General features: G+C 64.7%; 8 protein-coding genes. 3 read left to right on the top strand and 5 right to left on the bottom strand.

Annotation, left to right across the window (positions count from 1 at the left end):
• Positions 1 to 144: 144 nt before the first annotated feature.
• The 3 genes from AC5RV1_RS19305 to AC5RV1_RS19295 all read right to left on the bottom strand — a co-directional run bounded on the left by AC5RV1_RS19305 (position 145) and on the right by AC5RV1_RS19295 (position 2,401).
• Positions 145 to 537, bottom strand: coding sequence for a DUF1622 domain-containing protein (locus AC5RV1_RS19305; protein ID WP_493995668.1), 393 nt, complete (start codon positions 535 to 537; stop codon positions 145 to 147).
• An 85-nt stretch (positions 538 to 622) separates the two neighbouring features.
• On the bottom strand, positions 623 to 1,483 hold the full coding sequence (locus AC5RV1_RS19300) for an SDR family oxidoreductase (protein ID WP_493995667.1): 861 nt from the start codon (positions 1,481 to 1,483) through the stop codon (positions 623 to 625).
• A 3-nt stretch (positions 1,484 to 1,486) separates the two neighbouring features.
• Positions 1,487 to 2,401, bottom strand: coding sequence for an MSMEG_6728 family protein (locus AC5RV1_RS19295; protein WP_493995666.1), 915 nt, complete (start codon positions 2,399 to 2,401; stop codon positions 1,487 to 1,489).
• Positions 2,402 to 2,557: 156 nt separating this feature from the next.
• Between AC5RV1_RS19295 and AC5RV1_RS19290 the strand changes: the two genes are divergently transcribed.
• Positions 2,558 to 3,148, top strand: a complete 591-nt coding sequence (locus tag AC5RV1_RS19290; RefSeq protein WP_493947686.1) for a hypothetical protein — start codon at positions 2,558 to 2,560, stop codon at positions 3,146 to 3,148.
• A gap of 146 nt (positions 3,149 to 3,294) precedes the next feature.
• Here the strand turns inward: AC5RV1_RS19290 and AC5RV1_RS19285 are convergent, their stop codons facing one another.
• Positions 3,295 to 3,954 (bottom strand): transglycosylase family protein, encoded by a 660-nt coding sequence (locus AC5RV1_RS19285; RefSeq protein WP_493995665.1) that lies wholly within the window; start codon positions 3,952 to 3,954, stop codon positions 3,295 to 3,297.
• Between the two features lie 170 nt (positions 3,955 to 4,124).
• Positions 4,125 to 6,707 carry an excinuclease ABC subunit UvrA gene (uvrA, locus tag AC5RV1_RS19280; RefSeq protein WP_493995664.1) on the bottom strand — a complete coding sequence of 861 codons (2,583 nt, stop codon included), beginning with the start codon at positions 6,705 to 6,707 and terminating at the stop codon, positions 4,125 to 4,127.
• A 48-nt stretch (positions 6,708 to 6,755) separates the two neighbouring features.
• Between uvrA and AC5RV1_RS19275 the strand changes: the two genes are divergently transcribed.
• Both AC5RV1_RS19275 and AC5RV1_RS19270 read left to right on the top strand, forming a co-directional pair.
• The gene (locus AC5RV1_RS19275; RefSeq protein ID WP_493995663.1) at positions 6,756 to 7,817 is read left to right on the top strand and encodes an adenosine deaminase; all 1,062 of its coding nucleotides are present in this window, start codon (positions 6,756 to 6,758) and stop codon (positions 7,815 to 7,817) included.
• Positions 7,818 to 8,080: 263 nt separating this feature from the next.
• Positions 8,081 to 9,016, top strand: coding sequence for a pullulanase X25 domain-containing protein (locus tag AC5RV1_RS19270; RefSeq protein ID WP_493995662.1), 936 nt, complete (start codon positions 8,081 to 8,083; stop codon positions 9,014 to 9,016).
• Positions 9,017 to 9,045: the final 29 nt, after the last annotated feature.

Raw genomic sequence — 9,045 nt, 5'->3', positions numbered from 1 at the left:
CCCGGGTCAGCACAGCGGTAGAACCGCCGTACTCCGCAAGCTGATCCCCACTGGCTTCCATAGGACAACTCTGCCAAAGACCACTGACAAAAGTGCCTCAAGGAGCGGCTATGTGGAAAACCTACAGTAAGGCCGCGTTAGGAGTCAGCGCGCCGCGGCTTCCGCGGAATCCGAGGTGCGCTTCTCCTTCTGCCACGGCCACCGGCCCGTAATTTCCAGCTCCAACGAAAAGCTAAGGAAGGTCCGGATCAGCACAATGATGGCCAGAACCCCGACGCTTTCGAACGTCGGAGTGACAGCCACGGTGCGAATGATGTCGGCGGCGACCAGGAGTTCGAGGCCCAGCAGGATGGACCTGCCCAGCAGCTGCCGGTAGAGACGGTAAACGCTGAGGTTTTCAGCCCCCGCAGGCAGGTTATGCGGCTGGTGCCCACGGAGTGCCAGAGGAATGGAAACCAGGGCACCGATGACCATAACAGCCACCCCGGCAAAGTCGACGAACTCTCCGACCGTCTCAATGATGTGTCGAAAATCCACGGGTCCCTTGCCTCACTTGCGTCTCAAAGTTGCTGCCGTCCAGGGGACAGCCTAAGCGCTGGCAGGCCGGGGGAAGGTCTTTGAGCTATGGGTGCCGGACCCCGTTGCCGGCGAGAATGTCCCGATAGCCCTCGCGGAACGACGGAAAGACGAACTCGAAACCAGTGCTGTGGAAGAGAGCGTTGCTGCAGCGCTTGTTGCCCCCGCGCGCCGGGCCTGCATCCCCAACGGGAGGCTCAACCAAGCCCATCTCCGCGGCAAGAAAGCGGAGCACGGCGCCGAGGTCGGCGGGATGGTCGTCCACCCCGATGTAAACAGGCGCCGGCGCTGAAGGCAGAGTGGCCAGATGGACGATGGCAGCAGCAGCGTCGTCGCGATGGATGCGGTTGGTGTAGCGGACGTCTTCCGGGATGATGGCTGAACCGCTGCGTACCTGGTCGATCAACCGCGTCCTGCCGGGGCCATAGATGCCACCCAGGCGGAGTGCGACCGCCTCGGTTCCTGTCCCAGTAAACCTGGCGTGGAGGAGCTCCTCGGCCTCCAGAAGAACCCGCCCTGAGAAGCTGCCGGGAACCGCCGTCGTGCGCTCATCAACCCAGCCGCCGCTGGCGTCGCCATAAACAGCGGTGGAAGAGACGAAGAGCACCCGCTCCGGCGTCACGCCGTCGCGCTCCAATGCGTCAAGGACATTGGCGACGCCCTGCACGTACGCAGACCGGTAGGCCTCCTCCGTTGGTGAGTCTGCAGCTACGGCTATCACGACGGCGGTGGTGTCGGGCGGGACCGGCGGCAGGTCGGCTGCGCTCAGGTCAGCCGCCACACCTTCGATCGCGGCTGGCAGCTTCTGGGGCGAGCGGCGCCAGCCAACCACGCGGTGGCCTTGGGCAGCGACACGTAATCCGGCTTCGGTTCCGAGATCGCCACAGCCGGCAAGGAGGATTGTCATGCTTTACGGTGCCTCCACCGGGAAGAACACGCGCGGGTCCTGCAGGAGCGCAGGGTAGGCAAAGGCGGACCGGTCGATGATCTCCGTGACAGTGAAGTTCCGCCCGAACCTGCCGTCGTCGAGCTTGATGGGCCGGCCCACCACCTGTCCCACGGCAAACTTGGCACCGTGTTCGAAGGGGACAGCAACGGGCGTCTTTCCGGGCAGCGTGGAGAAGGCCTCCTCCTGCGCCAGGCGCTTGCGGGTGGGCTTCTTCACCAGTTGCTTCGGCGGGGCCTTCCGGGGCTGCTTCGAGGGGCGCCGGGATCCGTCCTCGATGTACACCGGGGTGTAATCGTCGTCGGAATCAGCAGCCACGGCAGCGGTAAACCCATGCACGGGCGGCAGTGCCACAGTGTCCAGCGTCTGGGGATCGACGTCGGCATGCGGCGAACGGAGGATCCAGAGAATGTCACCTTCGGGTTCATGCGGCAGGAACTCATGCTTCGGTTCAGGCCAGAGGTAATCCATGTCCGGTACCGCATCAGTAAAGATGGAGCTGTAGAACTTGGGTTCCTTGCGCACCAGCTTGGAGCGGTGGCTGAGGTGGAAATCCGGATCTCCAAGCCACGGCGGCATAGGAATCTTCGAGGCGTAGTCCGGGTGGGCTGCCTGCGGGGCGAACTCGGTAATGTTTTCGCGGGTCTTGTCGGGGTGCCCGCGCTTGGTCCACTCGTCCACCATCGCCAGCCCGTACATGGTCAGCGCGGGCACGTAACCCATCCACATCCGGATCGCCGGGTGGGTCTGCCAGCCGTATCCGGGAATCACCAGGGACCGGAGCGTCTGCAGCGCCTCAACGCGCTGCTTGCCGAGCCGGGCAGTGTCCAAGGCGGCGGCGCTCTGCCGGAAATCGGGGTACGGGAGGAAAGTCTGCATCCCTTCAGTCTGACGGCAGCGGGCTGATGTGCCAATTGCAGTGCCCGGCGCCACAGACGGGGCACTGAAATGTTCACATAGTGGACCTATGCATACACCGGATGGACGGAACCACTAAGATCACCGCAACCACCCCAGCGTTTTGGAAGCCTTCTCATGACATCTTCAGTTGAAAAAACCACCGGAACCACCCACTCCTTCGTGCCCCGCTACGGGCAGATGCTGAGTCCGGAACTCAAGGGCATCCTGGTCCTTGATGAATTTACCCTTGACCCTGAGGCAGCGCGCAAGGAGCAGCACGGCTTCCGCGCCGGCATGGCTGCCGTCGCCACCACCATGCGCCGCATCGCAGCTGCGCGCGTCGTTATCGCGATCGTTGCTATCGCCAACCTGCCGCTCTTCCTGCTCTCCAGCGGATGGTGGATTTATGCCGTCTCGCTCACCCTCGTCGTCGGCGTTCACGCCGCGGTTACTTGGCTGAACCGCCACGAGCCCCGTCTCAAGCAGCAGTCGGCGCTGGAGCTGCACCTGCACCGCGAACGCAGCGCGAACTACCGCAAGGTCCGCGACGCCGTGAAGTACATGATCGACACCCCCAGCCGCATGAACGAGCACCTCTACCTGGAGCTCCTGGCCGCCAAGCGCGTCGCCCTCAACCTGGCCCACGGCACCGTTGCCCTCCTGGACACCTCCGACGAATCTGCCTGGAAGGTCCGGATCGTCCGCGAACTGCCCGTGGCCAGCTAAGTCTTGCGGCGGCACCACATAAAAAAGTACGACGCCGGCCCGCCCCTTTTGGGGGCGTGCCGGCGTCGTTTTTTGGTCAACGGAATTTGTCTATCGCCGACCGATGAGGGAGCCCTATCGGGACCCGGGCACTAACGTGCCGTCGCTTACGCGGGAAGCTGGATGACCTGTCCCTCGAAGACGAGGTTCGGGTCAGAAATGGTGTCCAGGTTCGCGTCGGCAAGGTGCTGCCAGCCGCCCTGGATGCCCAGCTTCTGGGCCACGATGCTCAGGGTATCGCCGGCCTGCAGCGTGTAGGTCTCGCCGCTCAGGGCCACCGACGTGACGTGCCTGGCCACCGGCGCCTGGACAGCAGGCGCCGAGACAACGGGCGCGGCCTGAACGGGCGCCACCTGGACAGGTGCCGCTTGGACCGGAGCGCTCTGGACGGGAACGCTCTGCGGTGCGACGCCGGTGGCACCTCCGCTCAGGCCGAGCTGCGCAGCGCAGGACGGCCAGGCGCCCCAACCCTGCGACGCCTGGACCTGCTCGGCTACGGCAATTTGCTGCTCACGGCTGGCGTTGGCCGCTGAACCTGTGCCGCCGTAAGCAGCCCAGGTGCTGGGGCTGAACTGCAGGCCGCCGCTGTAGCCGTTGCCTGTGTTGATGGCCCAGTTGCCGCCGCTCTCACACTGGGCGAGGGCATCCCAGGTGGACGTGCTGGTGGCGGCGTTGGCCCCGGTGGCGGAAAGGGCGATGCCTGCAGCCGAAATGGCCGCCACGGTGGCTCCTCGGCGCGCGACAGTACGGAAAGTGGTGTTTTTCATGATGGTGATGCTCCTGAAGGCCACCTGCGCTGGTTCCGTCCCCGGAGATCATCGCGCCACTGCCCACCCCTGACAAATAGAGGTCAAGTTCGGTGGCTGCCAGCTGGGCAGTTCTGGTGGAGGCAGCACCGGGCATTCATGCGCCCACGTTCGCGGGCTTGCCCTTCACGCTAAGACATCAACCGGCCGTTATCAAATCGAGATTTTTCTGGGCGTTGGCTGGTGTTTCCCTGACCGAGGGCTGCGGCCAGATACGGGGCAGTGCGGCTCTCCTGTGACTGCGCGACGACGGCGGGTGTCCCCGTTGCCATGACTTGCCCGCCTTTGTCCCCGCCTGACGGCCCCAGGTCGATCACCCAGTCCGCGCCGGCCACTACTGCCATTTCGTGCTCAACAACCACCACGGAGTTTCCGGCGTCCACCAGTCCGTGGAGCTGCGCCATCAGCAATTCCACGTCGGCGGGGTGCAGGCCGGTGGTGGGCTCATCCAGCAGGTACAGGGTGTGGCCCCGCTGCGCCCGCTGAAGCTCACTGGCCAGTTTGATGCGCTGCGCCTCTCCACCGGACAGTTCCGTGGCCGGCTGCCCGAGCCGAAGATAGCCGAGCCCCACGTCCTGCAGGCTCTTCAGGCTCCGGGCGGCCGCAGGGACGTGAACCAGGAACTCCGCGGCGAGGTCCACGGTCATGGCCAGCACGTCCGCCACGGTCTTGCCGCGGTACTCCACCTCGAGCGTTTCCGGGTTGTAGCGGGATCCGGCGCATTCCGGGCAAGGTCCGTAGCTGCCGGGCAGGAAGAGCAGTTCCACTGCCACAAAGCCCTCGCCCTGGCAGGTCTCACAGCGCCCGCCGGCCACGTTGAACGAAAACCTGCCCGCACCGAAGCCGCGGAGCTTGGCTTGTTCGGTGGCAGCAAATTCCTTGCGGACAGCGTCAAAAAGTCCCGTGTAGGTAGCCAGGTTGGAGCGCGGCGTCCGCCCGATGGGTTTCTGGTCCACAGTCACCAGGCGGTCAATGTGGTCGCCTCCCGTGACGTCTCCCAGGGCAAGGGGCTCCGGGGACTCCTCAATCTCAGCAGGCGATCTCAGTCCGGAGCCAACAACCTCGCCAAGCACCCGGCTGACAAGGGTGGACTTTCCCGAGCCCGAAACGCCAGTTACGGCAGTAAGGACGCCAAGGGGAAAACGGGCATTCAGTCCGCGCAGGTTGTGCCGGCTGACGTCCGTCAGCTCCAGCCATCCCGCAGGCTCCCTTGTCTTCTCTTTGCGCGCACCCCCAACCCCGGGCACTTGTGGCATGGCGTCGCCAAAAAGGAACGGCCTGGTGACGGAGGCCTCGATGCCGGCCAGCCCGTTCACTGGCCCGCTGTAGAGCACCTCACCGCCGCCTTCGCCCGCCCGCGGGCCCACGTCCACCAGCCAATCGGCCCTGCGGACCACGTCCATGTTGTGCTCCACCACGAACACCGAGTTGCCCGATGCCTTCAGTTGTTCCAGGACGTCCAGGAGGGGTTCGGCGTCAGCCGGATGGAGTCCGGCTGACGGTTCGTCCAGCACGTAGATCACGCCGAAAAGGCCGGAGCGCAGCTGGGTGGCGATGCGCAGCCGCTGCATCTCGCCCGGCGACAGGGTGGGCGTAGCCCGGCCCAGGGCGAGGTAGCCCAGCCCGAGGTCCAGCAGGACGGTGATGCGGTGGAGCAGGTCCCTGGTGATCGCTACCGCAACCTCGTTCGACTCGCCGGAAACCTGCGTGCGTGAGGCCGTGCCGGCGTCGGCCAACTCCGACGTGGGCCGGACGATCTCCGCGAGGTCCGCCATGGGGAGGCGGTTGAGTTCCGCGATTGTCCTGCCGGCAAACGTCACCGCCAAGGCCTCCGGTGTCAGCCCCGTCCCGGAACAGAGCGGGCACGGCCCTGACTCCATAAACGCCAGCACCCGCTCGCGCATGGCGGCGCTCTGCGAATCGGCCAGCGTATGGAGCACGTAGCTCCTGGCACTCCAGAAGCGCCCCTTGTACGGTTTGGCCACGCGGTCACGCTGGGGAGTCACCTCCACCACGGGCTGTTCCTCGGTGAAGAGGATCCAGTCGCGGTGTTTCTTCGGCAGTTTGCGCCACGGGACATCGACGTCGTAACCCAGGTGTACAAGGATGTCCCGCAGGTTCTTTCCCTGCCACGCGCCGGGCCAGGCAGCGATGGCGCCATCACGGATGGTCAATGACGGGTCCGGGACCAGCGAGGATTCAGTGACGGTGTGGGCTATGCCCAGGCCGTGGCATTCCCGGCACGCCCCGGCGGCTGTATTGGGAGAGAAAGCGTCCGAGTCCAGCTGTGCGCTGCCGGCCGGGTAGGTGCCCGCGCGGGAAAAGAGCATGCGCAGGGAGTTGGAGAGCGTGGTGACAGTACCCACCGTGGACCGGCTGCTGGGTGCGCCGCGGCGCTGTTGAAGCGCGACGGCGGGCGGCAGGCCGCTGATCAGCTCCACTTTGGGATTGTGCCCCTGCTGGATGAGGCGGCGGGCGTACGGGGCTACAGATTCGAAGTAGCGGCGCTGGGCCTCCGCGTAGATCGTACCGAAGGCAAGTGATGACTTCCCGGAGCCGGAAACCCCGGTGAACGCCACGATTGCATCGCGCGGAACATCCACGTCCACGTTGCGGAGATTGTTCTCGCGGGCTCCGCGCACCCGGACAAAACCATCGGTTGCGTGGGTGGGAGGTGAATACTGCAGGTCATCAGCGTGCTTAGTGTTCTGCATTGGTTCGACTCTAGTGGCGAATCCGGCGGCGGGCATTATCCTGACCGGATGGATAACTTTGCGGCCGGTGCTGCCGCGCTTGAAACCGAACCTGATGCAGTTGAGCTCGAGGTCCCTGGCAGGCTCCTGCCGGTGGCGGAACTGCACCTCCACATTGAGGGGACACTCCAGCCGGAGTTGATCTTTGCGCTCGCGGAGCGGAATGGCGTCGTGTTGCCGTACAGCGGCCTGGACGAACTTCGCGAAAAGTACGAGTTCACGGACCTGCAGTCCTTCCTTGACCTGTACTACGCCAACATGGCGGTACTGCAGACGGAGGAAGATTTCGCGGACATGACCTACGCCTACCTTGAGCGTGCCGCCGCTGCCGGCGTGCGGCATGCCGAAATAATGATGGACCCCCAGGCCCACCTCTCCCGCGGTATCCCGTTGAAAACCTGCGTCAACGGCGTCGCATCGGTGCTGGCGACGTCCGAAGAGGACTTCGGAATCTCCACCCTGCTGATCGCCGCCTTCCTGCGGGACCTCCCGGAGGAGTCAGCGCTGGAAGTCCTGGGCGAACTGCTGGCAATGAACGCCCCCATTGCTGCGATCGGCCTGGACTCCGCGGAGGTGGGCAATCCGCCGTCGAAGTTTGAGCGGCTTTACGACAAGGCGCGCGAAGCGGGCCTGCGGCTGACCGCCCACGCTGGCGAGGAGGGACCGGCGTCGTACATTATTGAAGCCTTGGACATCCTCGGAGTGGAGCGGATTGACCACGGCATCCGCTGCATGGACGATCCGGACCTCGTGGAACGCCTCGTTGACGCCCGGATCCCGCTGACCGTGTGCCCGCTCTCCAACGTGCGGCTGCGCGCCGTGGACACCCTTGCCGACCACCCGCTGCCCGCAATGCTCGCGGCGGGACTCAATGTTTCGGTCAACTCGGACGATCCCGCGTACTTCGGTGGCTACGTGGACGACAACTTCGCCCAGCTGGAAACGGTGTTCGAACTCTCTGATTTTGACAAGGCCCGGCTGGCCGCAAACTCCATCCATTCGTCCTTCGCTTCGGAGGAGCGGAAGGCGGAGCTGCTGGACGAATTGAACAGCGGCGAAGTAACCCACTGACGCCTGCTGTGTCTCACGCAACGTCCCCGCCCTGATACCGCTAAACTTGGTGCCGCAGGCGTATCCGGGAAGGTGCGGAGCGGCACCCATGCCAGCGCTACGGGGTTGTGCAGTTCAGCCCTTTACCCGATACTCCAGACTCACTTGGTGGAATGTCCGCTTCATAGTCGGTCACGACACGCAGAGTTAACCATTTCAAGTCGCGCGATTTAACGGGCAGTTGGCATGATGCCTAAGACCGATCGCTTTATAAAAGGGGAATCATGGCCAAGTCCACCGCAGAAAACACCTTCCTTCGACTCAAGACCGTGCTGGATGTCCTGACCGAAGGCGTGTGGTCCGGTGATGCACTGAACGCGGGCCAGGTCCTCGCTGAGGCTACCGCCCGGGTGCCGTTCAACGACCATGAGCGCGAACTGCTCAGCGGCGGCATTCCCCGCGGCCACAAGACGCTGACTTCAGCCACCGCGAAGCTGGTCAAGGCCGGCTGGCTGGTCAAGGGCCGCTCTGGCTGGACCATCACCGAAGACGGCATGCGCGCCACGGTGGCGTTCCCGGATCCGGTGTCCTTCGCCTCCGCGCTCGACGCCGGCACCCCCGTTCCTGCCGAAACCCCGGTTCCCACGGCTCCCGCAGGTTTCGTGCGCCCGACCTTCGCCACCGCCGAAACCGTGGCGCCGGTGGAGACCGCCGCCACGACGGAGCCCAAGAAGCCCGCGAAGAAGACTCCTGCCAAGAAGGCCGCTGCGGCCGTGGGCAAGGCAGCGAAGGTGCTCGAAGACGCCGTCGAGCCCGTTGTGAAGGCTGTGCGCAAGGGCAAGGCTCCGGCCAAGACCACTGAGGAGGCAGCAGCACCTGCTGCTGTCGGTTCCTTCGAGGACCCGGATGTCGAGACGCACCCGCAGCCCGAAGCGGTGGCCGTCGCCGGCGATTTCAACACCATCCTTGGTGCACCCGAGAACTGGGCTCCGCAGTACGACGAAGCGCAGATGGAGTTCGACTTCCTGGACCAGCTCTGGAAGAAGAGCGCCGAACTGCCGGCCGGCAACTACACCTTCAAGATCGCGCTGAACCGGTCCTGGGATGAGAATTACGGCGCTTTCGGCACGTTCGACGGTCCCAACCACGAACTGCACCACGACGGCGGCACGGTGACCATCCGTTACAACCACCGCACCCGCGACATCACCATCAACTAAGCGCCCAAGCCCGCCCAAATGGGGTCGCA

The sequence above is a fragment of the Arthrobacter sp. Hb9-2 genome, from assembly GCF_059091165.1.
Note: the sequence above shows the minus strand (reverse complement) of the source record. Positions and strands in the feature narration are given on the sequence as shown.

Coding starts and splice junctions, on each gene's coding strand:
- AC5RV1_RS19285 (WP_493995665.1), bottom strand. CDS start 3,954: ATGAAAAACACCACTTTCCGTACTGTCGCGCGCCGAGGAGCCACCGTG.
- AC5RV1_RS19290 (WP_493947686.1), top strand. CDS start 2,558: ATGACATCTTCAGTTGAAAAAACCACCGGAACCACCCACTCCTTCGTG.
- AC5RV1_RS19275 (WP_493995663.1), top strand. CDS start 6,756: ATGGATAACTTTGCGGCCGGTGCTGCCGCGCTTGAAACCGAACCTGAT.
- AC5RV1_RS19300 (WP_493995667.1), bottom strand. CDS start 1,483: ATGACAATCCTCCTTGCCGGCTGTGGCGATCTCGGAACCGAAGCCGGA.
- AC5RV1_RS19295 (WP_493995666.1), bottom strand. CDS start 2,401: ATGCAGACTTTCCTCCCGTACCCCGATTTCCGGCAGAGCGCCGCCGCC.
- uvrA (WP_493995664.1), bottom strand. CDS start 6,707: ATGCAGAACACTAAGCACGCTGATGACCTGCAGTATTCACCTCCCACC.
- AC5RV1_RS19270 (WP_493995662.1), top strand. CDS start 8,081: ATGGCCAAGTCCACCGCAGAAAACACCTTCCTTCGACTCAAGACCGTG.